Source organism: Conyzicola nivalis (genome assembly GCF_040548875.1).
Classification (GTDB): domain Bacteria; phylum Actinomycetota; class Actinomycetes; order Actinomycetales; family Microbacteriaceae; genus Conyzicola; species Conyzicola nivalis_A.
The window spans coordinates 991,339-1,015,831 of record NZ_JBEPSJ010000001.1; the positions used below are offsets into that span (position 1 = coordinate 991,339).

General features: G+C 69.8%; 20 protein-coding genes and 1 other RNA gene. 10 read left to right on the forward strand and 11 right to left on the reverse strand.

Translation table 11 applies throughout. The features are described 5' to 3' along the window. Positions 1 to 2: 2 nt before the first annotated feature. From ABIE21_RS04830 to ABIE21_RS04845, 4 genes are all read right to left on the reverse strand, one after another. Entirely contained in the window at positions 3 to 1,463 is a 1,461-nt protein-coding gene (locus tag ABIE21_RS04830; RefSeq protein WP_354023634.1) for a glycosyl hydrolase, read from the reverse strand. Beyond that, on the reverse strand, positions 1,450 to 3,033 hold the full coding sequence (locus ABIE21_RS04835; protein WP_354023635.1) for a glycosyltransferase family 2 protein: 1,584 nt from the start codon (positions 3,031 to 3,033) through the stop codon (positions 1,450 to 1,452). The genes ABIE21_RS04830 and ABIE21_RS04835 overlap by 14 nt, the downstream gene beginning before the upstream one ends. 601 nt (positions 3,034 to 3,634) lie before the next feature. Then, positions 3,635 to 6,580: a bifunctional [glutamine synthetase] adenylyltransferase/[glutamine synthetase]-adenylyl-L-tyrosine phosphorylase gene (locus ABIE21_RS04840; RefSeq protein WP_354023636.1), complete on the reverse strand. Its 2,946-nt coding sequence runs from the start codon at positions 6,578 to 6,580 to the stop codon at positions 3,635 to 3,637. A 7-nt stretch (positions 6,581 to 6,587) separates the two neighbouring features. Further along, the gene (locus tag ABIE21_RS04845) at positions 6,588 to 7,925 is read right to left on the reverse strand and encodes a glutamine synthetase family protein (protein WP_354023637.1); all 1,338 of its coding nucleotides are present in this window, start codon (positions 7,923 to 7,925) and stop codon (positions 6,588 to 6,590) included. A gap of 114 nt (positions 7,926 to 8,039) precedes the next feature. Here ABIE21_RS04845 and ABIE21_RS04850 point away from each other — a divergent pair, with 114 nt between their 5' ends. The 3 genes from ABIE21_RS04850 to panB are packed head-to-tail and all read left to right on the forward strand — an operon-like array spanning position 8,040 to position 10,690. Next, positions 8,040 to 8,360, forward strand: coding sequence for a hypothetical protein (locus ABIE21_RS04850; protein ID WP_354023638.1), 321 nt, complete (start codon positions 8,040 to 8,042; stop codon positions 8,358 to 8,360). A 1-nt stretch (position 8,361) separates the two neighbouring features. Continuing rightward, positions 8,362 to 9,864 carry a serine hydrolase domain-containing protein gene (locus ABIE21_RS04855; RefSeq protein WP_354023639.1) on the forward strand — a complete coding sequence of 501 codons (1,503 nt, stop codon included), beginning with the start codon at positions 8,362 to 8,364 and terminating at the stop codon, positions 9,862 to 9,864. Positions 9,865 to 9,874: 10 nt separating this feature from the next. Then, positions 9,875 to 10,690: a 3-methyl-2-oxobutanoate hydroxymethyltransferase gene (gene panB, locus ABIE21_RS04860; protein WP_354023640.1), complete on the forward strand. Its 816-nt coding sequence runs from the start codon at positions 9,875 to 9,877 to the stop codon at positions 10,688 to 10,690. Here panB and ABIE21_RS04865 read toward each other — a convergent pair whose 3' ends face one another. Then, a complete protein-coding gene (locus ABIE21_RS04865) occupies positions 10,691 to 10,864 on the reverse strand; it encodes a methionine aminopeptidase (protein ID WP_354023641.1) in 174 nt (57 codons plus the stop codon). A gap of 52 nt (positions 10,865 to 10,916) precedes the next feature. Continuing rightward, a complete protein-coding gene (locus tag ABIE21_RS04870) occupies positions 10,917 to 11,300 on the reverse strand; it encodes a VOC family protein (RefSeq protein ID WP_354023642.1) in 384 nt (127 codons plus the stop codon). Between the two features lie 63 nt (positions 11,301 to 11,363). Between ABIE21_RS04870 and map the strand changes: the two genes are divergently transcribed. The 5 genes from map (at position 11,364) to ABIE21_RS04895 (ending at position 17,732) form a co-directional block, all read left to right on the forward strand. Continuing rightward, the gene (map, locus tag ABIE21_RS04875; RefSeq protein ID WP_354023643.1) at positions 11,364 to 12,233 is read left to right on the forward strand and encodes a type I methionyl aminopeptidase; all 870 of its coding nucleotides are present in this window, start codon (positions 11,364 to 11,366) and stop codon (positions 12,231 to 12,233) included. A 13-nt stretch (positions 12,234 to 12,246) separates the two neighbouring features. Next, on the forward strand, positions 12,247 to 13,011 hold the full coding sequence (gene ppgK, locus ABIE21_RS04880; RefSeq protein ID WP_354023644.1) for a polyphosphate--glucose phosphotransferase: 765 nt from the start codon (positions 12,247 to 12,249) through the stop codon (positions 13,009 to 13,011). Positions 13,012 to 13,370: 359 nt separating this feature from the next. Then, positions 13,371 to 15,866, forward strand: a complete 2,496-nt coding sequence (locus tag ABIE21_RS04885; RefSeq protein ID WP_354023645.1) for a DUF4118 domain-containing protein — start codon at positions 13,371 to 13,373, stop codon at positions 15,864 to 15,866. Then, entirely contained in the window at positions 15,863 to 16,540 is a 678-nt protein-coding gene (locus ABIE21_RS04890) for a response regulator (RefSeq protein WP_354023646.1), read from the forward strand. Before ABIE21_RS04885 ends, ABIE21_RS04890 begins: the two co-directional genes overlap by 4 nt. Positions 16,541 to 16,772: 232 nt before the next feature. After that, positions 16,773 to 17,732 carry an LLM class flavin-dependent oxidoreductase gene (locus ABIE21_RS04895; protein ID WP_354023647.1) on the forward strand — a complete coding sequence of 320 codons (960 nt, stop codon included), beginning with the start codon at positions 16,773 to 16,775 and terminating at the stop codon, positions 17,730 to 17,732. Here ABIE21_RS04895 and ABIE21_RS04900 read toward each other — a convergent pair. Then, entirely contained in the window at positions 17,656 to 18,015 is a 360-nt protein-coding gene (locus ABIE21_RS04900; RefSeq protein WP_354023648.1) for a DUF1801 domain-containing protein, read from the reverse strand. The genes ABIE21_RS04895 and ABIE21_RS04900 overlap by 77 nt on opposite strands. Positions 18,016 to 18,061: 46 nt before the next feature. Between ABIE21_RS04900 and ABIE21_RS04905 the strand changes: the two genes are divergently transcribed. Further along, positions 18,062 to 18,472 carry an SRPBCC family protein gene (locus ABIE21_RS04905; RefSeq protein ID WP_354023649.1) on the forward strand — a complete coding sequence of 137 codons (411 nt, stop codon included), beginning with the start codon at positions 18,062 to 18,064 and terminating at the stop codon, positions 18,470 to 18,472. 57 nt (positions 18,473 to 18,529) lie between these two features. Beyond that, positions 18,530 to 18,991: a GNAT family N-acetyltransferase gene (locus ABIE21_RS04910; protein WP_354023650.1), complete on the forward strand. Its 462-nt coding sequence runs from the start codon at positions 18,530 to 18,532 to the stop codon at positions 18,989 to 18,991. On the opposite strand, the gene rnpB is transcribed toward ABIE21_RS04910, so the two are convergent. The 4 genes from rnpB to ABIE21_RS04930 form a co-directional block, all read right to left on the reverse strand. Further along, positions 18,989 to 19,361, reverse strand: an RNA gene (gene rnpB, locus ABIE21_RS04915) — RNase P RNA component class A. The two genes, ABIE21_RS04910 and rnpB, sit on opposite strands and share 3 nt — an antisense overlap. Before the next feature lie 25 nt (positions 19,362 to 19,386). Continuing rightward, positions 19,387 to 20,127, reverse strand: a complete 741-nt coding sequence (locus ABIE21_RS04920; RefSeq protein ID WP_354023651.1) for a zinc ribbon domain-containing protein — start codon at positions 20,125 to 20,127, stop codon at positions 19,387 to 19,389. A 27-nt stretch (positions 20,128 to 20,154) separates the two neighbouring features. Then, positions 20,155 to 20,976: a Nif3-like dinuclear metal center hexameric protein gene (locus tag ABIE21_RS04925; protein ID WP_354023652.1), complete on the reverse strand. Its 822-nt coding sequence runs from the start codon at positions 20,974 to 20,976 to the stop codon at positions 20,155 to 20,157. A gap of 28 nt (positions 20,977 to 21,004) precedes the next feature. Further along, positions 21,005 to 24,484: a purine-cytosine permease family protein gene (locus tag ABIE21_RS04930; RefSeq protein ID WP_354023653.1), complete on the reverse strand. Its 3,480-nt coding sequence runs from the start codon at positions 24,482 to 24,484 to the stop codon at positions 21,005 to 21,007. Positions 24,485 to 24,493 lie beyond the last annotated feature (9 nt).

Sequence of the window (24,493 nt, forward strand, 5' to 3'; positions counted from 1 at the left end):
GCCTACGGAACCGGTATCGGGGTGAGGGCGAAGTTGTCCTCGGCCTTGGCGATGCCCGCCTTGAAGGCCGCGAGGCTCTCGGGACGAGAGTCGAGGCGCCAGTCGTTCGTGGCGAGTTCGCCCTCGGTGTAGCTGGTGACGGAGAGGTTGAACCAGGAGAGCCCGATGACGTCGGCGTTCTTCGGATTGGCGAGTGCCTCGAACATCGAGGTGATCCACTTCGGCTTCTGCCCGCCGACCTCCGACGCTCCGACCTCGGCGAGGATGATCGGCTTGTCGGTGACAGCCCGCAGCTGGTCGAGGCTCCGGTCGAACGTGTACTCGAAGGTGAAGTTGTTCTCCGGCTTGTACGCGGGGCGCAGGTAGCCCGAGAGGCCGACCCAGTCGACGTAGGCGTCGCCCGGGTACAGACCCGTCAGGTGCTCGACGCTCTGGTGCGCCGACGACAGGTTGTTGACGATGTTGGGAGCCCAGGTCCAGACGACCAGGTTGTTGGCGCCCTCCTGCTCGAAGATGTCGTGCACGTGCTGCCATACCTTCACGTAGTCACCGGGGCGGTTGCCGTTGATCGACTCCCCCTTGCCCGTGGTCTCCGACCAGGGGTACCAGGTTCCGTTCATCTCGTGGTTGAGACGGATGGCGAGCGGCATTCCGGTGGCGACGATGTCCTTCGCGTACTGGTGGAGGTAGTCGTCGTACTTGCCCGCGACGCCCGTCGCCGGGTCGCCCAGGATGTCGGGCAGCCGGTACTCGGGCTCCTCGACCTGGCTGTTCGGCGAACCGATCGGCCGCGACTCCCACGTCAGCATCGGGAGCGTGCCGCGGTCCCAGGCGCGGGTGACCGCGTTGGCGCGGAAGGGCTCGTCCCAACCGCCGAAGTAGCCCACCATGCTCGGCTGGCTGCCGAGCTTCGAAGCGGCTTCGTCGTAGGTCGCCCAGCTGAACGGCGCCTGCGACGTGTACAGGCCGAGGTAGCGCGAGGTCGGGTTGACGATCTCTGCCTTGGTGGGGATGACGATCGGCGTGACGACCGGGGCGGCCACGGGCTTCTTGATCGGGGCGGCCACGGGCTTCTTCACCGGCTTGGGAGCCGGTGTCGGCGAGGGACGGTTGTCGTTCTGTGCCGGCGGCGTCGCGCCCGTCGCCTCGGCGAGCTTGCGCTGGGTCGATTCGAGCTGCGTCGACAGGCGGGCGAGCTGCCCGTTCTTGGTGTCGACCTTCGTCTCGAGCGCCACGGTGCGGCTGAGCAGCCGGTTGCGTTCGCTCTTCATGTTCGCGACGGCTGCCGGGTCCTGCACGACGGCGGCGATCGAGTCACGCACCTCGGCGGCAGGGTTCGCCGGCGACATCCAGACGAAGTAGCAGACGCCGATGAGGGCGAGACCGATGGCCGCGGCCCCGGCGGCGGTGCGCCGGGCTCCCGCCGTGCTCGACGCCCACCATGAGTTATCAGACCTGGACAAGAAGTACCGCCTCTACAAAGAAAATGGTGAAGCCGATGAGATAAGGGAACGCCGCCTTGGGGTTGAGACGACGCCGCGGAGTTGACTGTCTCGTGACCGGCTTCTGAACAGTTGGTCGAATGGTCTCTGCGCGACGCTCCGCCGTGAGTACGCTGCCCTCGCTGTGGGCGAGCTCGGCGGAGTCGCCGCCGGCGAGGCCGTTGCTCGTCGACAGCGCCCACGAGGAGTCGATGTCGCCGAGGCTTGCCGCCGCGGGCGTGGAGAGCTGGCCAGGGTGGTCGACGGCCTGCTCGCGGGCTGCATCGGCCGCGTCATCCTGAGCTCCACCGGCGTAGGCGCCCGCTCGGGTCCCCCAGCCGCTCGCGTGGCCCATGCGGAAGAAACCGATGAGACGGATCGGCATGAGGAAGAACGTCGAGGCGAGGATGAAGACCGGCAGGCGGAAGAAGTCGGATGGCTTCTCGCCGAGGTGGCGCATCTGTCGGATGCCCATGCTGAGGATCGAGGAGACGACCATGAGGGCGACGATGACCAGGAGCCCGGATTGCACGCCGTACTCGCTGAGCAGGCCCTCGTAGAAGTTGTAGCCCTGGCCCGTGAGAGCCCGGTATGCCCAGCCGCCGATGACGCCGGCGAGCAGGAACGGAAGGATGATGTCCATCACGAAGAACAGCGCGAGCAGCGGCGCGTGGCCGAGCATCCACGGCAGCATGCGCAGGGTGTTGTACTGGCTGCCGCGTGCCCAGCGGAGCTGCTGCTTGAACAGCTTCTTCACCTGCAGCGGAGCGTCGGTGTAGACGAGGCTGGTGTGCTGGTAGACGGTGCGGTAACCCTCCTTCAGCGTCAGGTTCGTGAGGGTACGGTCGTCGGAGACCTCGAGGAAGACGCCCATGAAGCGCTCGGTCATGAACTTGTCCATGACGGTCATCAGGATCGAGCGGCGGAAGGCGATCGTGCGGCCGGGGAGGCAGCCGACCTGCCCCATGACGCTCTGCGCGGGCATCGAGTAGAGCGACCGGGAGTTCTCGAGCCAGTCGGCCCAGCGGGTGATCCAGGAGCGCTCCGGCTCGAGGATGCGCTGGCGGGTGGTGACGCCGCCGACGCGGGAGTCGGCGAAGGGCTTGACGAGCTCGTCGAGCGCGTTGGGCATCCAGACCGTGTCGGAGTCGACCAGCACGGTGATGTCGCCCGTCGACATGTTGGTGCCGATCATGACCGCGTTGCGCTTGCCGGGGATCGGGGTGTGCACCCAGCGCACCAGCGGCGCGTACTCCTCGCACACGGCCTGCAGCGCGGGGTTCTCGGCACCGTTGATGACGACGATGATCTCGCCGGGCTTCTGCTCGACCATGCGCTCGATGACGTCGCGGAACAGGTCGAGGGGTTCGTCGACCACGGGGACGACGACGCTGGTCGTTCCGGTGTAGGTGCCGGTGAACGGGCGGTAGCGGCGGGAGACGAGGACTTTGATGACCCAGAGGATCCAGATGCATGCCGAGTAGACCGTGAAGAGGTAGAGCTCGGGATGGCCCTCGATGAGATGGCGGATTTGAAGAATGAATATGAACAAACGGGTCCCCCAGCGTGCTGTGGTGATGGTTTTTCGATTTCCACAGCATTGGGGAACTGGACTGGTAGCGCTTCGGGTATGGCAAGTATGTGTGCCGCGAACGGGGGTCGCAAGGCGATTTCGTGCCGTGGCGTAGCTCAGCGATACGGTCGATCGATACAGCTGGGAAACTCTCAGGAATGGCCTGTCCTCGTTAAGGGGGACTCCCCCGTCGAGGTCCTGCGGAGCCCGATTCCAGTGGACCGCCCCGCGCTCGGGGAGCGCTCCCACGCGGCGGTCGAAGCGCGGGATCTGGCGGCTGGCTCAGCTCGCGTCGGCCGACTTCCATGCGAATGAATCGTCCGACGCGCCGTCGTCACGGCGACGGCAGCGGCGTCGCGAAGCTCCGTTTTTGCACCCGGGTACCCCGAATGGGGTACAAGTCAGCGGTCGCTTTTTCGAGGCTCGGACCGGTCGGAAAATCGGACAAAACATATTTCATTCATTTTCTCGGTGCGCAAGAATGATGCGCGCGAAACGCAGGGTTGCAGGATAAAAGCGTGAGAGTGCTCTCATCTGCCGAGGCGCGAGCAGATTCGCGACGACTGTAGCGTTCGCGCTTTTACGCGGTGAATGGCTTGGGAGAGCTCGGAGTTCCGTAGAACTCGCGCTCGAAGACGTGACGGGCGAGCCGGGTGGTGCGCAGGTAGTCGTCCTCGAGCTGAGAGGCGGACCCCGGTGGGTACTCGAGCAGCCGGGCGATGCCCTCGAGCTGTGCACGGTCGGTGGGCAGAACGTCGGAGGTCTTCGAGCTCCACAGGGTGATGGCGCTTCGCGCGCGCGACGCGAACAGCCAGGCGTCGTGAAGCTTGGCCGCGTCGGCGTCTGTCACCAACCCCACCTCGACCGCGCGATCGAGCGCTCCGAGCGTGGACGTGGTGCGCAGTCCCGGGGTGGTCGCCCCATGCTGGAGCTGCAACAGCTGCACGAACCACTCGACGTCGCTGAGCGAGCCGCGGCCGAGTTTGAGGTGCCGTGCGGGATCCGCCGCCTGGGGCAGCCGTTCGGATTCGACCCTGGCCTTGATGCGCTTGATCTCGCGCACGTCCTTCTCGGGGATCGCGGCCGGGAAGCGCACCTCGTCGGCCAGCGTCTCGAAGGACTCGATGAGGGAGGGATCGCCGACGACACCGCGTGCCCGCAGCAGCGCCTGGGCCTCCCAGGTGAGCGACCAACGGGCGTAGTAGGCGCGATACGACTCGAGCGAGCGCACGATCGCGCCGTTCTTGCCCTCCGGCCGCAGACCGATGTCGAGGTCGAGCGGGGTGCGCAGGTCTTCGGTGAGGCGTGCGAGAGTGCGCACGATGTTCTCGGCGCGGGACTGCGCCTCCTCGTCGGTCGCGCCGGCCGGCCGGTAGACGTACATGACATCGGCGTCGGAGCCGAAACCGAGCTCCGCTCCCCCGTACCGCCCCATGGCGATGATCGCGAACTCGATCCCGTCGCCGTAGCGATGGGCGATGGCCAGCACGCCCGTGAGAATGGCGGTGGTGATGTCGGACAGCGCGGCTCCGAGCTCCTCCACGGTGATCGTGCCGAGGATGGCGCTCATCGCGAGACGCAGGATCTCGCGGCGGCGGGCCGTCCTCAGAGCCAGGGCGGCGGCATCCGCATCGTCGTAGTGCCTGGCCACGGTGGCGCGAGCCTCGTCGAGCAGCGCGGAGAGCGGCCTCGGTCGCAGCTCGCTGTCGCTCTCGAGCCACGCCGCCGCCTCGGGGATGCGCTCGAACAGGTCGCCGACGAACCGCGAGCCGGAGAGCACGTGGGTGAGCCGCTGGGCGGCGGCGGAAGAGTCGCGGAGCATGCGGAGGAACCAGTAGGCCTCGCCGAGGTCGTCGCTGAGCCGTCGGAACGCCAGCAGACCGTGGTCGGGGTCGGCGCCCTCGGCGAACCACTGCAGCATGACGGGCAGCAGGTTGCGCTGGATCGTGGCCCGGCGCGACACTCCCCCGGTGAGGGCGGCGATGTGGCGCAGCGCTCCCGCCGGGTCGCGGAAGCCGATTGCGGCGAGCCGCGCCGCGGCCTGTTCGCTGCTGAGCGACAGCCCCTCCTCGGGGAGCGCCGCCACCGCGGACAGCAGCGGTCGGTAGAACAGGCGCTCGTGCAGGCGCCGCACGGCGTTCTTGGTGCGCTTCCACTGCTCGGAGAGCTCGGAACCGCTCGGCGACACACCGCTCGCCCTGGCGAGCACCCGCAGTGCGTCGGGGTCGGTGGGCATCAGGTGGGTGCGGCTGAGCTTCGTGAGCTGCAGCCGGTGCTCGAGCAGGCGCAGGAAGCGGTAGTCGCGTGAGAACTCGGCGGCCTCGACCCTTCCGATGTAGCCCTGGTCGGCGAGTGCCACGAGGGCGGGGAGGGTGGCGCCCTGGCGCACCGCCGGATCGGCCTGCCCGTGAACGAGCTGGAGGAGCTGGATGGTGAACTCGACGTCGCGCAAGCCGCCGGGACCGAGCTTGAGCTGCACGTCGAGCTCGTCGCCCGGGATGTTGTGCGTGACCCGTTCGCGCATGCGCTGCACGGAGTCGACGAAACCGTCGCGGCTCGCGCTCGACCACACGAGCGGCGCAACGGCCTCGGCGTAGCGCCCACCCAGCTCGAGGTCGCCGGCGAGGGGGCGCGCCTTCAGCAGCGCCTGGAACTCCCAGCTCTTCGCCCAGCGGTCGTAGTACGCGAGATGGGACTCGAGGGTGCGCACCAGCGCGCCGTCCTTGCCCTCCGGGCGCAGGTTCGCGTCGACCTCCCACAACTCGGGCTCGAAGGCCGTCTCGTGGATGCCCCGCATCGTCTCCATGGCAAGCCTGGTCGCGATCTCCACCGCCCGGTCGCCCGCGAGGCCGTCGGCCGCCTCGGCGACGAAGATCACGTCGACGTCGCTGACGTAGTTGAGCTCGCGCGCTCCGGCCTTGCCCATGCCGATGACGGAGAGCCGGGTGCGCTCGACATCGGCCGCGGGGAAGCGGCTCGAGGCGCGGGCGATGGCGAGCGCGCCGTCGAGGGCCGCGCTCGCGAGGTCGGCGAGGGCTGCGGCCACGACGGAGACGGCGGCGAGCGGGTCGCTCTGTTCGAGGTCCCACGCCGTCAGCTGCAGGAGATGCCTGCGGTAGCGCACACGCAGCGCGGTGACGGCGGCGTCGCCGTCGAGGCCGTCGAGAGCCGCGAGGATGTCGGCCGAGTACTGGTCGACGTCGAGCGGAGCCCGCAGCGGCCGGGTGAGCGCCTCGAGCTCGGCCGGCCGCCGCAGCAGGAAGTCGCCGAGGCCGAGCGAGGCGCCGAGAACTCGCACCAGCCGGGCCGCGGCCGCGGCATCCGCCAGTACGGCCTGTAGCTGCGCGGGCACCTGCTCCCGCAGCCGGCAGAGCAGGAGCAGCGCCTGGTCGGGGTCGGCGGCGTCGGCGAACAGCGGCACGACGGCCGCGCCGAGACCGTCGAATTCGCCGAGGCGCTGCCTCGACGTCTCGAGGTCGGCGAAACCGAGCCTCGCCAGATCAGTCAGCGTCGTCTGATGGCGCATTGCTCCCCTACAGGATCTCCAGGTTGCTCTCCAGCTCGTACGGCGTGACCTGGGCGCGGTATTCCTGCCACTCGCGACGCTTGTTGAGCAGTACGTAGTTGAAGACCTGCTCGCCGAGGGTCTCGGCGACGAGCTCCGAGTCCTCCATGAGCGAGACGGCGTGGTCGAGGCTCGAGGGCAGCTGGCTGTAGCCGAGCGCGCGGCGCTCGGCGTCGCTGAGCTCCCAAACGTTGTCCTCGGCCTCCGGAGGAAGCTCGTAGCCCTCCTCGATGCCCTTCAGGCCGGCGGCCAGCAGGAGCGAGTAGGCGAGGTACGGGTTGGCCGCCGAGTCGATCGCCCGGTACTCGACGCGGGCGCTCTGGCCCTTGTTGGGCTTGTAGAGCGGCACCCGAACGAGCGCGGAGCGGTTGTTGTGGCCCCAGGTCACGAAGCTCGGGGCCTCGTCGCCGCCCCAGAGACGCTTGTACGAGTTGACGAACTGGTTCGTGACCGCCGTGATCTCGGGCGCGTGCTTGAGCAGCCCGGCGACGAACTGGCGGCCGATCTTCGAAAGCTGGTAGTGACCGCCGGCCTCGTAGAACGCGTTGGTGTCGCCCTCGAACAGGGAGAGGTGGGTGTGCATGCCGCTGCCCGGGTGGTCGCTCATCGGCTTGGGCATAAACGTCGCGTAGACGCCCTGCTCGATCGCGACCTCTTTGATGACGGTGCGGAACGTCATGATGTTGTCGGCGGTGGTGAGCGCGTCCGCGTAGCGCAGGTCGATCTCGTTCTGGCCGGGGCCCGCCTCGTGGTGGCTGAACTCCACCGAGATGCCCAGGTCTTCGAGCATGCGCACCGAGCGGCGACGGAAGTCGTGCGCCGTGCCGCCGGGAACGTTGTCGAAGAAGCCGGCCGAGTCGACGGGCTCGGGCTTGCCGCCCTTGAGCTTCGACGACTTGAGCAGGTAGAACTCGATCTCCGGATGCGTGTAGAACGTGAAGCCCCGGTCGGCGGCCTTCGCGAGAGTGCGCTTGAGCACGTGGCGGGGGTCGGAGACGGCGGGCTGGCCGTCGGGGGTCGTGATGTCGCAGAACATACGCGCGGTCGGGTCGATCTCGCCGCGCCAGGGCAGGATCTGGAATGTCGTGGGGTCGGGCTGCGCGAGCATGTCGGCCTCGTAGGCGCGGGTGAAGCCCTCGATGGCCGAGCCGTCGAACCCGAGACCCTCGGCGAAGGCTCCCTCGACCTCGGCGGGGGCGATGGCGACGCTCTTCAGCGTGCCGACGACGTCGGTGAACCATAGGCGGATGAACTTGATGCCTCGTTCTTCAATGGTTCGAAGAACGAAGTCTCGCTGCTTGTCCATCCGGCTCCTCATACTGCTCAGGGGGTAGTCGTTTACCGCGCTATTAGGCTACTGGCTATACCGGGTCTCCGCTTGGCACCCTGCCGTGCCCGCTGGTGGTCGTACACTTCGATGATGGCCAGACCCGCAGCATCCGCCCGTCGACCCCCGCTCGCCTTCGTCGTTATGTACCTCGCCTTCGCGTTGGTCTTCGTCGGAGTCGCCTTCTACACGGTTCTCCACCTCGTCTTCTTCGGCTTCACGGGCGAGCCGGTGGGCATCGACCTGGGCCTCGCACTCCTGCTGCCGCTGGTCTGGGCGGTCGGACTGCTCGTCTCCATCCGGCTGCGCGCCTCGCGCACGACGGCGCTCGCCTGGGGATACGGCACCCTCGCGGTGCTCGTGATCGCGCTCGCGTTCGACACCGTGCGCTTCGGCCCGATCTTCTCCGGTTGACATGACCGCGCTGCCCGACGACCTCGTCACCGCCCTCGACCACTGGTTCGACCACACGACCCTCGTCACCCCCTCGATCAGCTACGCGGTCTTCGACCGATCGGGTGTGCTCTACCACCACGGGGTCGGCGAGTTCTTGCTCGACGGCCGGGCTCCGGCGATCGACACGGTCTACCGCATCGCGTCGATGTCGAAGAGCTTCGAGACCGCGATCGTACTGGTGCTCGAGCAGCGCGGACTGCTCGCGCAGAGCGACCTGATCTCGGCGCACGTGCCCGAGTTCCGTGACCCGGTCGACGCGAACGGTGTGACGATGCCGGTCACCGTGCGGATGCTGATGGAGAACTCCTCCGGCCTGCCGGAGGACAACGGCTGGGCGGACCACGAGCTCGGGCTGTCGCGCGACGACTTCCTCGCCGTCGTGGCGGCAGGGCTCGACTTCGCGGAACGCCCCGGCGACGTCTACCAGTACTCCAACATCGGCTTCTGGCTGCTCGGCGTGATCGTCGAGAACGTCACGGGGCGAGAGTTCGCCGCCTTCGCCACCGAGACCCTGCTCGAGCCCCTCGGGCTCTCGAGCACCCGCTACGACGCCGCTCACTACGACGCGGGACGGGACATCGCCCCCGGCTTCGGCACCTTCGACGAGGGCGCGACGTGGTTCGACCGTCCCTTCGTCGGCACCGGCATCGGCGGCTGCGCTGCGAGCATGTTCAGCACCGTCTCCGATATCGCCCGCTGGAGCGGCTGGCTGTCGAGCGCGTTCGACCCCGATTATGCGGATGACTCGATCCTGAGCCGCGCGGCGCGCCGGTCGATGCAGCGCCTCCACACGTCGACCCCCTCACCGTCGGACCGCCCGGCCGAACCGCAGCTCGAGGGCATCGGCTACGGGCTCGGGCTGTTCGTCGAGAACGACGTGCGCTTCGGGCTCATCGCACAACACTCCGGCGGCCTCCCCGGGTTCTCGTCGAACATGCGCTGGCACACCGAGTCGGGGCTCGGCGTGGTCGTCTTCGCCAACACCAACGGGGTCAAGCCCGGGATCGCCGCGACGGGGATCCTCCGCGCCGTGCTCGATCGGCTCGACCCGCCGGCTCGCGTCATCGCGCCGTGGCCGTCGACGCTCGCCGCCGCGGCCGCGATCGAGCAGGCGATCCTCGACTCGGGCGACGTCGCCGACGCCGACACCCCGCTCAGCCCGAACCTCCTCAGCGACGTGCCCGCCGCCGTGCGTGCCACCCGGCTCGACCGGTCGGTCGCCGGCGTCGGCGGGCTGCTCGGCACCCGGCCGCCGCTCGCGGACCGGCTCACCTGGGCCGCATCCGCCGCCCACATCGCCTGGACCATCCCGGGCCGCACCGGCGCGCTCGAGTGCCGGCTGGAGATGACCCCCACGCGGCCCGCTCTGGTGCAGCGGCTCGACATCGAGGTGCACGCGTCGGTCACCGACCGCTCCCCCGTGAACCGGCACTACCGGCCGAGTGCGCCCGGCGCTCGCTAGAGTGGTGCCCATGGCAGAGCAGGCAGTCAAACGCGTTCGCACCCGGCACTTTCAGAACGCGAAGGAGAACGGGATCAAGATCACCGGGCTCACGAGCTACGACCAGCTGACGGCATCCATCTTCGACGCCTCCGGCATCGACTTCCTCCTGGTCGGCGACTCGGCAGGCAACAACGTCTTCGGGCACGATACGACGCTGCCCGTCACCGTCGACGAGCTGATCCCCCTCGCCCGGGCGGTAGCGGGCGCGACCAAGCGCGCCTTCGTCGTCGCGGACATGCCGTTCGGGTCGTACGAGACCAGCCCCGACGAGGCGCTGCACACCGCGTTCCGGTTTATGAAGGAGACCCACGCGCACGCGGTCAAGCTCGAGGGCGGTGTGCGCAGCGCCGAGCAGATCCGTCGCATCGTCTCGGCCGGCATCCCGGTCATGGCCCACATCGGTTTCACCCCGCAGAGCGAGCACGGGCTCGGGGGTCACATGATCCAGGGGCGCGGCGAAGGCGCGGAGGCGCTGCTGGCAGACGCGCACGCCGTCGAGGATGCGGGAGCGTTCGCCGTGGTGCTCGAGATGGTGCCGTCGGGCGTCGCCGCGCAGGTGACGAAGGAACTGCGCATCCCCACGATCGGCGTCGGCGCCGGCCCGCACGTCGACGGCCAGCTCCTGGTCTGGACCGACTGGGCGGGGCTGTCGACCGGTCGCATCCCGAAGTTCGTGCGGCAGTACGCCGACCTCAAGGGTGTGCTGACCGATGCCACGAAGGCGTACATCGCCGACGTGACATCGGCCGAGTACCCGGCCCCCGAGCACGAGTACCCGGAGTAGCTAGCGGCCCTCCGCGGCTTCCTCTTCCGCCCACTTGCGGGCGCGCTCCGCGATGATCTGCGGTGCGCGTGCCGCTTCTTCGCGCGTGGCGAAGGGGCCGTCGCGGTCCGAGCCGAGCGACTGCGCGCCCTCTTCGACCTCGCCGGTCTTGTTGTTGAACCACCATTCGGCCATAAGGATCTCCCGTCGTCGGTGTGCTCTCAGGCTAACCCCGTCGGGACCCGGATCACATGCTCGCGATCTGGATGAGGTTGCCGCAGGTATCGTCGAACACGGCGACAGTCACCGCCCCCATCGTCGTCGGCGGCTGCACGAAGCGCACCCCGAGCGCCGTCATGCGTGTGTGCTCCGCGACCACGTCGTCGACGGCGAAACTCGCGTACGGGATGCCGTCGCCGACGAGAGCCGCCTTGAACGTGCCGACCGCGGGGTGGTCGCTCGGCTCGAGCAGCAGCTCGACGCCGTCGCGGCTCGACGGCGAGACCACCGTGAGCCAGCGGTGCTCGCCGGCGGGCAGGTCGGTCTTCTTCTCGAAGCCGAGGACGTCGGTGTAGAAGTCGAGCGCCCGGCTCTGGTCGTCGACGAAAACATTGGTGGTGATGATCCTCACGAGCTCTCCCGTCTCGGTCGGCCGAGTTCTCCGGCCCTGCCAGCTGAAACTAGACTGGCTGCCATGCCTCGCGATAGCAACGGTCACCTCGTCCCTGGACGGATTTCACCACCACGGAGCGTTCCCGGCGACATCGCCCGACCCGAGTACGTGGGCAAGAAGGCACCGAAGACGTTCACCGGGGGTGACGTGTACTCCGCGGCATCCGTCGACCTGATCCGCGAGTCGAGCGTCATCGCGGCGCAGGCCATCCAGGCGGTCGGCCGCGCCGTCCGCCCCGGCGTCACCACCGACGAGCTCGACGCGATCGGCCACGACTTCGTGGTCGCCGCCGGCGCCTACCCGTCGTGTCTCGGCTACCGCGGGTTCCCGAAGTCTGTGTGCACCTCGCTCAACGAGGTCATCTGCCACGGGATCCCCGACGACACCGTCCTGCAGGACGGCGACATCATCAACATCGACATCACCGCCTACAAGAACGGCGTGCACGGCGACAGCAATGTCACCTTCCTCGTCGGCGACGTCTCGACCGAGGTCGTCGACCTGGTCGAGCGCACCCGGGAGTCGCTGAACCGCGGCATCAAGGCGGTCGCCCCCGGGCGCCAGGTGAACGTGATCGGCCGCGCCATCGAGTCGTACGCCCGCCGCTTCGACTACGGCGTCGTGCGCGACTTCACCGGCCACGGAGTCGGGGAGGCCTTCCACTCGGGGCTCATCATCCCCCACTACGACTCGGCTCCCCGGTTCGACGACGAGATCGTGCAGAACATGGTCTTCACGATCGAGCCCATGCTCACCCTCGGCGGATCGCCGGAGTGGGACATGTGGGCCGACGGCTGGACCGTCGTCACCAGGGACCGCAGCGTCACCGCCCAGTTCGAACACACGCTTGTCGTCACCGAACGTGGTGCCGAAGTACTCACGATCGCCTAGAGAGAAAGAACTCATGACCACTGCATTGGGAATCGACATCGGCGGCACCGGAATCAAGGGGGCCATCGTCGACGTCGACAGCGGCGAACTGCTGAGCGAGCGCGTCAAGCTGCCCACCCCGCTCGGCGGCGAACCCGAGGCGATCCTCGCCACGGTCGTCGAGATCATCGCGGCACTCGGCGGAGTGGCCGACGGCGTTCCGGTCGGCGTGTGCTTCCCGGCGATCGTGAAGCGCGGGCGCACCCTGTCGGCGGCGAACGTCTCGAAGCAGTGGATCGGCCTCGAGGCGGAGGCCCTGTTCGAGAAGGGACTGGGTCGCGACATCACGTTCGTCAACGACGCGGATGCGGCCGGGGTCGCGGAGGTCAGGTTCGGGGCCGCGAAGGGCGTCGACGGCCTGGTCATCCTCACCACCCTCGGCACCGGGATCGGCTCGGCCATCATCTTCGACGGCGTGCTCGTGCCGAACTCCGAGCTCGGGCACCTCGAGATCGGCGGCAAGGACGCCGAGTCGCGCGCCTCGTTCGCCGCCAAGGAGCGGTCGCGCCTCACCTACGAGAAGTGGGCGACGAAACGGCTGCAGAAGTACTACTCCACCGTGGAGTTCCTCTTCTCCCCCGACCTGTTCATCGTCGGCGGCGGCGTCTCCAAGAGCCACGAGCAGTTCCTCCCCCTGCTGCAGCTCAGCACCCCGATCGTGCCGGCCAAGCTGCGCAACAACGCGGGCATCCTCGGCGCGGCGGCCCTCGCCGTGAAGAAGCCCGAGGGCGTCGCGTAGAGCGGGTGGCACCGCCCGCGGCGCTTGCAGCGGTCGCCGTGCTCGCGGTGGTTGCGGTGCTCGCGGTGCTCGCGGTGCTCGCGGTGCTCGCGGAGCTTGCGTCCTCCACGGAAATTCAGGAGTTAGCGCCGCGCCGTGCACTGCGACCCGCGAGAACGCGCGGGCGAGTGCGCCGGGCGCATCCGTAACTCCTGAATTTCCGTCTGCACGCCCGGTCGAGCGGTCCGCGGCGGCGTCGTCCGGCGAGTCTAAGATTCAGGGTGGAGAGTTCGAGCTGGCTGAGCGAACCCACCGTGGACCCACTCGACCTCGCCCCGGCGAATCTGGACGGCAATGACTAACAGAGAGACTCCGGCGGCATGAGTCGCGGTCGCCTGCTCGTGCTGCTCGGCGCCGCGCCCGGCGTAGGCAAGACCTACGCGATGCTCGAGGAGGGGCGCCGGCTGGCGTCCGCCGGCAGAGACGTGGTCGTCGCCGTCGTGGAGACCCACGGCCGCGCCGCAACGGCCGCGCTCCTCGACGGCCTCGAGCTCGTGCCACGGATGGAGGTGGAGCACCGCGGGGTCGCCCTCACCGAGATGGACCTCGACGCGGTGCTCGCGAGGAGTCCCGAATGGGCGCTCGTCGACGAGCTCGCCCACACCAACGCGCCCGGCTCGGCCAACGCAAAGCGCTGGAACGACGTCGAGCGGCTGCTCGACGCGGGCGTCAACGTCATGTCGACGGTCAACGTGCAGCACATCGAGAGCCTCAACGACGTGGTGCTGCAGATCACCGGGGTCGCGCAGCGCGAGTCGATCCCCGACGCGGTGCTGCGCAACGCCGACAAGGTCGAGCTCGTCGACCTGGCGCCGCAGTCGCTGCGTGACCGGCTCGGCGAGGGGCTCGTCTATCCGGCCGCACGGGTGGATGCCGCTCTCTCGAACTACTTCCGCCTCGGCAACCTCACCGCGCTGCGTGAACTCGCCCTCCTCTGGCTGGCCGACGAGGTCGACAGCGCTCTGCAGAAGTACCGGGCCGAGGAGGGAATCGACTCGAAGTGGGAGGCGCGGGAACGCGTCGTCGTCGCGCTCACGGGAGGCGCGGAGGGCGAGACCCTGCTGCGCCGCGGCGCCCGCATCGCCGCGCGGTCGAGCGGAGGCCAGCTGCTCGCCGTGCACGTGGCCACCACCGACGGGCTCGCGGAGCCCAACCCAGGCGCGCTCGGCGCCCAGCGTGCCCTCGTCGAGACCCTCGGCGGCAGCTACCACCAGGTGGTCGGCGAACAGGTGCCCAGGGCGCTCGTCGACTTCGCGCGCAGCGTCAACGCCACCCAGCTTGTGATCGGAGTCAGCCGCCGCGGCTGGTTGAGCACGCTGCTCACCGGCTCGGGCAACGGCGCGTCGGTCATCCGCGAGGCCGGCGACATCGACGTGCACATCGTCTCGCACGCCGCGGCCGGCCGGCGCTCGCTCCCCCGCGTCGGCGGCGCTCTCTCGACCCGGCGTCGAGTCGCGGGGCTCGCGCTCGCCGTGTTCGGACTCCCGCTGCTCACGTGGCTTCTCGGCCTCGCCCGCAGCGCGGAGACCATCGCCGCCGACGTGCTGATCTTCCAGCTCCTCGTCGTGGTCGTCGCCCTCGTCGGCGGCATCTGGCCGGCGCTCGCCGCGGCCGTCGGCGCCGGGTTCCTGCTCGACTTCTTCTTCGTCGCACCCCTCTACACGGTGACCGTCAGCGACCCGCTGCATCTGGTGGCTCTCGTGATCTTCGTCGTCGTCGCCGTGCTCGTCAGCATCGTCGTCGACCAGGCAGCCCGCCGCTCCCGCGCCGCCGCCCGCGCCATCGCCGAGTCGGAGACCCTGGCGACGGTGGCCGGAAGCGTCCTGGGAGGCCAGGACGCGCTCGACGCGCTCGTCTCGCGCATGCGTGAGGCCTTCGGCATGACGAGCGTCATCGTCTACGACGCGGGGGTCGCCATCCACACGTCCACAGACGCCTCACTGGCCACCGACGACGACGTGGAGACCCGGCTGCAGCTCGGCCCCGCCGCGAGCCTGTACCTGCGCGGTCCCGACCTGCCGGCGGCCGACCGGCGCATCCTCGAGGCGTTCCTGTCGCAGATCGAGTCGGCGCTCACCCAGCGCTCGCTCGCCTCCGAGGCCGAGGGCATGCGGCCGATCGCCGAGGCCGACCGGCTGCGCACCGCCCTCTTGGCCGCCGTCGGCCACGACCTCCGCCGCCCGCTCGCCGCGGCGACCGCCGCCGTGACCAGCCTGCGGTCGGCCGAAGTGGTGCTGTCGCAGGCCGACCGCGACGACCTGCTGGAGACGGCGGAGGAGAGCCTCGCCGGACTCGCGTCGCTCGTGACCAAGCTGCTCGACGCCTCGCGGCTGCAGGCCGGTGTGCTGGGCGTCTCGCTCGAGCCGGTGAACCTCGACGACGTGGTGCTGCTCGCGCTCGACGAGCTCGGCGCTTCGCCGGGGCAGGTGCAATTGGAGCTCTCCGGCGACATCCGCCCCGTCCTGGCCGACCCCGTGCTGCTGCAGCGCGTCGTCGTCAACCTGCTCGCCAACGCCCTTCGGTTCTCGCCGGACGATGCCGCCCCGATCATCTCGACGAGCGAGTTCGGCTCGCGCGTCGAGCTTCGGGTGATCGACTCGGGGCCCGGCATCCCCGTCGAGCGGCGCGCCGACGTGTTCGTGCCGTTCCAGCGGCTCGGCGACACCGACAACACCACGGGTGTCGGCCTCGGTCTCGCCCTGTCGAAAGGGTTCGTCGAGGCGATGGGCGGTACGCTCGAGCCCGAAGACACCCCGGGCGGAGGACTCACCATGGTCGTCGCCCTCCCGCCCGCTGCCGTTACGGATGCCCCGTGAAGATCCTCATCGCCGACGACGACCCGCAGATCCTGCGGGCGTTGCGCATCACCCTGTCCGCCAGCGGCTACGACGTGATCACCGCCGGCGACGGACGCGAGGCGCTGCGGGCCGCCGCCGACCGGCACCCGGACCTCATCGTGCTCGACCTCGGCATGCCCGGTCTCACCGGCATCGAGGTGATCGAGGGGGTGCGCGGCTGGTCGAGTGTGCCCATCCTCGTCGTGTCGGGACGCAGCGACTCGCTCGACAAGGTCGAGGCGCTCGACGCGGGCGCCGACGACTACGTGACGAAGCCGTTCGCCGCCGACGAGCTGCTCGCCAGGCTGCGCGCGCTCGGCAGGCGGACCCCCGGCGCGACGGACGAGCCCGTGGTGAGCTTCGGCGACGTCACCGTCGACCTCGCGAACCACGTCGTGACCCGCGGCGGCGCGACCGTGCGACTCACCCCGACCGAATGGCGCCTGCTGGAGGTGCTCGTGCGCAACCCCGAGCGGCTCGTGTCGCGCGAGACGCTGCTCACCGAGGTGTGGGGGCCGCAGTACACGACCGACACCGGGTACCTCCGGCTGTACCTCGCCCAGCTGCGCAAGAAGCTCGAGGCCGAGCCGTCGAAGCCGCGCCACCTGCTCACGGAGGCGGGCATGGGCTACCGCTTCTCCCCCGCCGGCTGAGGTCGCGGCGCCGCGTTCGGGCGCCTCGCGTCCTTTGCGGAAACTCAGGAGTTAGCACCTCTCCGGGCCTGCTCTCTCGCCGGATGTGGCGGCGCGCGGCGCCGGGCGCATCCGTAACTCCTGAATTCCCGACGTAACGCGCGCGACCGGGAGGTGCGCCACCGGGGCGGCCCTCGCGCGACCGGCGCCGCCGGTTCTAGGCTGGGGTCGTCCTCACGGCGGAGGGAGCGGAATGGACACGATCGCGGCGCCGCGTCTCGGCATGACGTTCACCTCGGCGATGGACCCCGAGCAGCTCGTCACAGTGGCGACGTCCACCGAGAGGCACGGCCTCGACGAGCTCTGGGTCTTCGAGGACTGCTTCGGCGCGAGCTCCATCCCGCTCGTCACCGCTGCGCTCGCGGCGACGACGCGCATCCGGGTCGGCATCGCCCTCGCCCCGGTGCCGCTGCGCAACCCCGCGCTCATGGCCATGGAGTTCGCGACTCTGGCGCGGCTGTTCCCCGCACGCTTCGTGCCCGGCATCGGCACCGGGGTGAGCGAGTGGATGGCGCAGGCCGGCGAGGCGGTCGCCTCCCCCATGGCGCTGTTGCGGGAGTCCGCGGTCGCCGTCACGCGGCTGCTGCACGGCGAGGAGGTCACCGTCGACGGCCGGTACGTGCACCTCGACCGGGTTCGGCTGACGCGCCCGCCAGCCGACCGGATGACCCCGTTCATCGGCGCGGGCGGGCCGAGAATGCAGGCACTCGCCGGCGAGCTCGGCGCGGGGACGATCCTCGGCACCGGCCTCACCGAGGAGGACATCGAGCTGCGATGCCGGCAGACGCTCACCGCGGCGCGTGAGGCGGGCAAGACAGGTCACGAGATCGTGCTGCTGCACGTGGTGGCGACCGGCGACCACGCCCACGCCCGCGTCGACGCGGAGCTCGTCTACTGGGGCTCGCCGGCCGGTATCGGGGCTGGCGCGGCGGGCGACGCGGAGGAGGTCGCCGGTTCGATCCGGCGCGCCGCGGGGCTGGGCGTGACGAGCGTGAGCGTGATGGCGACACAGGACGTCGCCGACATCGGCGAGTTCATCCGCTTCGTCGGCGAAGACGTGCGGCCGCTGCTGACGGCTAGAGCAGCGCCACCCAGTCGCGCACCACGTGCTGCAGAGGGAAACGCTTCGCCGCGACATCCTCCGCGCTCGTGAAACGCAGCTCGCGACGGTCGGCCCACGTTCCCGTCATCAGGCCGGTCGGGTCGTCGACCAGGCCGTGTGGGAAGACCAGGATGAGGCGTAGGAACTCCGTCGGCCGCAGCTCGAACGCGCCCAGGTCGTCGCTGCCGACGTGGAAACTCGGCGACTTCCACTTGATCCGCTCCGTGACCAGAGGGTGCGCGTCGAGGATGTAGCCGCGCACGGTCTGCAGTTCAGCGGTGAGCGGGTGGTCGAGCCCTGCCAGAAACGAGTCGACCTCTTCAGTGCCATCCATGGCTTCAATCTAGACCGAACCGGCTGCATCCAGTATGACTGGACCCATGGCATCCGAATCCCGGCACATCTCCGCCGACATCAACCGCCCGCCCGACGAGGTCTACGAGTACACGTCCGACCACACCAATCTGCCCAACTGGGCGAGCGGCATCGGCGACAGCATCGAGCTGGTCGACGGCGAGTGGGTGGTCGAATCGCCGATGGGACGGCTCACCATCGGCTTCGTGCCGCAGAACGAGCTCGGCGTGCTCGACCACACCGTCACCCTCGCGAGCGGCGACACGTTCTACAACCCGATGCGGGTCATCCAGCACGGCGACGGCAGCGAGGTGGTCTTCACGCTGCGCCGCGCCGACGACCAGAGCGACGAGGAGTTCGAGCACGACGCCGCCACCATCGTCGCAGACCTGCACACACTCAAGGCGCTGCTCGAGGGAGGGACCGCCGAGGACTAGCGGCATCGACAGTCTCCACCTCTCGCTGCTCGCCCGAGACACTGGCAGCATGGAGGGATGACCGTCTCCCTGCACCCGATGCCCCCGGAACGCACCACCGGCTGGATCGAACGCATCCACCTCGAGTACATCGAGGCGCGGATGCTCTCCGGCGAGCCGCCGGAGGTCGCCGAGGCCAAGGCAGTGGCGTCGCGCGAGGAGAACTTCCCGGGCGGCGTCCCGCTGGACACGCACCGTGTATTCGACATCGTCGCCGACGGTGACGTCGTCGGCTACCTGTGGCTCGGCCCGCTGCCGGCCGGAGGCGACGACTGGTGGGTCTTCGACGTCGAGATCGCGGAAGCGCACCGGCGTCGCGGCTACGCGCGGGCGGCCCTCGACCTCGCCCACGCCGAGGCGAAGAAGCTGGGAGCCGTGTCGATCGGGCTCAACGTCTTCGGCTACAACGCCGGCGCGAAGGAGCTGTACGACTCGCTCGGCTACGCGGTCACCGCGACGCAGATGAAGAAGGTGTTGTGAATGGGCCGGCTGATACGCCGGGTTCTGTTGGCGCGCGTCCGAGGACGCGCGTTGGACGGCCATCTATCTACGACGTACGTTGCCGCACGCCTCTAGCGGTCTACCCGGAAGCTGGACGAGCAGCCCGTAACGCTTCCTGTGTGACCTTGCTCCTGGCGAGGTTTACATAGCCGATCGGGTCACCCCGGCCGCTGGTGGTCTCTTACACCACCGTTTCACCCTTACCGCCGGCTTGCGCCGGAGGCGGTCTGCTTTCTGTTGCACTGTCTCGCGGGTTACCCCGGGTGGGTGTTACCCACCGCCTTGCTCTGCGGAGCCCGGACGTTCCTCGGGGCCTGTTGCCAGACCACGCGACCGTCTTGCCGACCCATTCGAGGGAAAGTCTACCGGGAGGGTTACAGCCCGGATTCCTTCGTGCGCACCAGGATGGCCTCGCTCGTCGCGCACATGATGACCGCGTCGGGCGCGGCGGCACGGATCTCGGCCATCTCGTTCTCCAGCAGCTTGACGCCGCTCGCGCTCGACACGCCGTAACGCAGGTGGGAGGCACCCACGCCGTAGCGCAGCCGCTGCTTGTCGTAGAGGGCGAGGAGGTCGTCGGGGACCGTGGCGGCGACCGCCGCGCGGTCGTCGTTGGCGGCGGCGATCTCGCCGCGCAGCACGACGAGCTCGGCGTCGCGCTCGGCGCCGATGACGTCGATCTGGCCCTGCAGCGAGTCGATCTCGGCCGTGGTCGCCGCGAGCGCGCTCTCGCGCTCCTCGAGCTTCTCCATGACGGTGAGCTCGATCTCCTCGAGGTCGTACTGGCGCTTGGCGAGGTTCGCCAGCTCGTGCTCGAACGCCTGGGCGTCTTTCGCCGAGGTCGAGGTCTGGGCGCGCTCGTTGTCGCGCTTGATGCGCGCCGTGACGAGGGCCACGTCGGACTCGATGCGACCGAGCTCGATGACCACGTCTTCGCGGGCGCCGGCCTGCTCGAGGCCGACGATGCGCAACGCGTCGATCTTCGACTGCAGCGCGGCGATGGCGGCGTGCTGCGGCAGGCCCTTGGCCCGGTGCGTGAGCTGGGCGATCTTCGTGTCGAGGGCCTGGAGGTCGAGCAGGCGTGCCTGCGCGTCGGGACTGGCTGTCAAAGCCATAGGGCCTTCACCACTTTCTTGATAGTTCTACTGGATAACAACGAAATCCCAGGGATCGGTACGGAGATCGCTCACCGTCACGGTCACGCCGGGCAGTCTTTCGCGCAGCTCGGAGGCCGCGGTCTCGAGCCAGAGCCACTCGCTCGCCCAGTGCGACACGTCGACGAGCGCGGGGCCCGTGCCGACGAGGGCGTTCTCCCGCGCCTCGGAGGCGGGGTGGTGGCGCAGGTCGCTCGTGATGTACACGTCGGACGAGAGCACGGCGGGCTCGGAGAGCAGCGAGTCGCCCGCTCCCCCGCAGACGGCCACCGTGGAGATGGGAGCGTCGAAGTCGCCGGAGACGCGGATGCCGCTCGCCGTGGCCGGCAGGATCTCGCCGAGCTCGCGGGCCAGCCGGCCGAGCGTGGTCGGCTGCGGCAGGCGCCCGACGCGGCCGATGCCCCTGTCGGCGTTGTCCTTCGACGGGACGATGGGAACGATGTCGCGTAGGCCGAGGCGCTCGGCGAACACCGCAGAGGTTCCGGTCTCGACGATGTCGGCGTTGGTGTGAGCGGCGATCAGCGCGCAGCCGGCGCGGATCAGCCGTGCGAGCACGGCGCCCTTGTACCGGTCTTCGGCGACGCTCGTCACGCCGCGGAGCAACAACGGGTGGTGCACGAGCAGCAGGTCGGCGCCGAGCTGGACCGCCTCGTCGGCGGTCGCGCCGACGGCGTCGACGGCGAGGTGGATGGTGCTGACGGCAGCGGAGGGATCCCCGGAGAGCAGCCCGGGCGCGTCCCACGGCTCGGTTCCGGCATCGGGCCAGAGGCTCTCGACCACGGCGTGGACCTCGGCGACGGTGTGGGACATGCGTCGATTCTACTTTGGCGGCGCCGGGTCAGATCAGCCGCGCTGCGGCTTCCTGTCGACGGATGGTGGGTACGCCGGAGACGAGGGGCACCAGCAGCCCCAGCACGAGCGCGACCACCACGCCGATGTCGCTGGCGGCCACGTCGCTGGCCAGGGGCACACGCAGCAGCTGGAACACGTAGCCCTGCCACTGCAGCCCGGTGAGCATCGCCGTCGTGAGCCCCCAGCCGACGAACGAGATGACGACGAGCGCCGAGAGGTTGACCCAGTTGACGAGCGGGTACACCCCTCCCGGGCGCAGCAGCGACGGCGAGTGCAGCCGCCGGTTGCGGATCATCGCGTCGGCCGCGAATATGCCGAGCCAGGCGGCGATGGGCACGGCGAGGGTCGTCGACAGATCGCGGAACACCCCGGACAGGTCCATGTCGAGCACGCTGAGGCCGACGGCGACGACGGCAAGCAGCGTGCCGATGGCGAGCGTCGCCCACTGGCGTTCGACCCGGATGCCGATGCCCTGCACCGCGAAGGCCCCGGAGTAGATCGTGATGATGACCCCCGAGAGCAGGCTGAGCCCCGTCACGGCGACGAGCGGCACCGGGTACCACGCGGGCAGGATGCCGGTGAGCGCGTCGACCGGCTGGGTCACCAGGCCGGTCGCGAGCCGGGGGTCGGAAGCCGCGAGGAGGGCGCCGTAGCCGATCAGCAGGAAAGCCGGAATGGTCGTGCCGAAGGTGGCCCAGAGCATGTTCGACGCCCCCCGTGTGCTCGGACGCTGATAGCGGGCGAGGTCGGAGCTGCTGTTCGCCCACACGAGGCCGACGAAGCTGAAGACGAGGATCGCGCCCGTGGCCACGAGGGTCCACGGGCCGTCGGCGATGGTCAGTGCGGCCTGGATGTCGACGCGACCCCAGGTGAGCGCCACGAAGCCGACGATGAGCACGGCGGAGAGCACGCTCACGATGAGCTGGAACCGTGCCATTAGTGCGAAGCCGAGGAACGCGACGAGAACGGCGATCATCACGCCGACGACGATGAAGATGATCACGAGGCCGGCCACGGGACCGTCGCCGCCGAGGACAGTGGCGATGGATGTCGCGAAGAGCCACAGCAGCACGGACCCCCAGAAGACCCGGGAGACGAGCGCCAACACCGCGGGAAGCACGTTGCCGCTGAGCCCGAAGGCGGCGCGGGAGACGATGACCGTGGGCTGGCCGCTGAGCTTTCCGGCGAGGGTGCCGAGTCCGAGTGGCAGGAACGACAACGCCACTCCGGCGAGGGTCGCCACGATCGACTGTCGCAGGCTCATGCCCAGCGAGAAGATCATGGCGCCGAACCCGATGCTCACGACCGACGAGTTCGCCGCGAACCACAGCCAGAACAACCGGGCGGCTCTGCCCGTCCTCAGCTCGAGAGGCGTGGGTGCTGCTCCCGACTGCTCGAGGCTGAACAGCGGGGTGCGCGGTGCGGGTGTCTCGGGGCCGCCGTCGTTACCGACGGCGACGCCAAAAGGGCGTTTCGGCTCCTCCGCTGGTGGCTCGTCGTGCGATTGCTCGGCGAGCAGGTCGTCGAATCCCGGTGCGGATGCCTCTGCCGTGGCATCCGTCGGCGTCTCTTCGGGCTCGACGTTCGGGAGTTCCGTCACCGTCGCCGTCGGCTGCGTCGTCGGCGCGACGAGCGCGTCGAACCAGTCCTGCGGCGACCCGGGCGTGACGTCTGGTTCCGGTTCGACGAGGGCGGGCGGCTGGGGCGGCGCCCACGGGAACATGTCGTCGATCACGCTGTGCGGCTGCGTGGGCAGTTCGGGATCGGCGGGGATCGGCGGCTCGGGCAGCGCGGGCTCGGCCGGTGTGGCGGGCTCGGCAGGCGCCGGGGGCTCGGCAGGCGTCGCGGGCTCGGCCGGCGTCGCGGGCTCGGCAGGCGTCGCGGGCTCGGCAGGCGTCGCGGGCGTCGCCGGGAACGCGGGCACCTCGGGAGCGTCGGGCAGCCCGGGGCTCTCCGGGGTGGCGGGCAGGAGGGGGAACTCGGGAGCGGAGGGCACGCCGGGCACTTCGGGATGTGTCGGCCCCTCGGGCACGTCCGGGAGGTCGGGAGCGCTGTCGTCGGGGTCGGCCGGCGGGTACTGGATCGGGATCGCCGAGGTGGGCGTCGGCTCGAGCTCGGCGGGGATCACGATGGCGCTGAACTCCGGGCGCACCTGCGCTACGACGGCGAGGGCCTCGGGGGTTCCGACGGCGAGCATGGAGTCCTCCCACTCGCGGTACTCCTGCACCTCTTCTTCGCGCAGGCGCATCTCGTTCTCGAGGGCGTCCATAGCCTCGAGCGTGCCGCCGGGCTGGCTGTCGGCGGCCTCGAGCACGGTCAGCAGCATGTCGTCCGGCAACGAGCGACGCTGCGGAATCCACGGCTGTCCGGCGGGAGGCGCGTGCTTCGCGAGTGTCGCGGCCTCCTCGTCGGGTGTGAGGTATCCGGAGTCGTCGGCTGCCGCCTCGGGCTCTACCGCCGCCTCGGGCTCGACCGCCGCCTCCGGCTCGACCGCGGTGTCAGGCGCCGCTGCCGCCTCCGGCGTGCCGGCGTCTGCCGCGGCGAAGTCGGGCTGTGCGAGATCGGGGGCCGAGAAGTCGGGCATCGCGAGGTCGGGGGCGGGCTCCGTCACCGGGGCCGGAGCCCAGGCGGCGGGAGGCGGCGTGGTCGGGAAGAGGGCCTCCCACGACGCGCTCTGTGCATAGCCAGGGGCGGGCGGGGCGGATGCTTCGGGGAGATCGGTCGCGGACGGCGCAGTCGCGGGCTCGGGGGCGACCCGGTCGGGGGTCCACGGCCGGTAGGGGTCGTGCGGTTCGTTCGGCAGGGTCGCGGGCAGGTCGGAGTCGAGCGACCAGACGGGAGCGGGGGCGAGCGGCTCCGCTGAGGGCTCGGCGGCAGGGAGGTCTTCGGCCTGCCACTCGGGCAGCGGAGGCGACGCGGCCGGCATCGCGAAGATGTTCTCGGCGGGCGGGGCGGGAACGGTCGGCGGCGCCCATTCGGCGGGCGAGTCTGCGGCGGGCGGCGCCCATTCGGCGGGTGCCTGCACTGTGGGGGGCGCCCAGTCAGCGGGGTTCCAGACGGGAGGCGCGGGCGGCGGCGGCGAGTCGTCGAGCGAGTAGACGACGTGCTCGGCAGCGGGCGCCTCCGGCTCGTCCTCCAGCGGGAGCGAGAAGAAGGCGGGTTCGGCCGACTGGTCGAGCGGTTCGGCGGGATGGTCGCGCTGTTCGTCGACCGCCGAGGGCACGGGTGCGGGTGCCGAAGGGGCGGGTGCCGAAGGCGAAGGTGCCGGCGCGGCGGGTGCCGGCGCAGCGGGGGCCGGTGCCGAGGGTGCCGGCTCCTCTGCGGGGTCGACGAGCAGTTCGCGGTACTGCGGAGGCGGGGTGTAGGTCGACCGGCGCAGTCTGGGAAGCGCGAACGCGTCCTCGTCGGTCTCCGCGGCGGCACCGTCTCGAGGCGCGTCGTCGGGTGCGTCATCCGTGCTGGTCATGCGCAAATC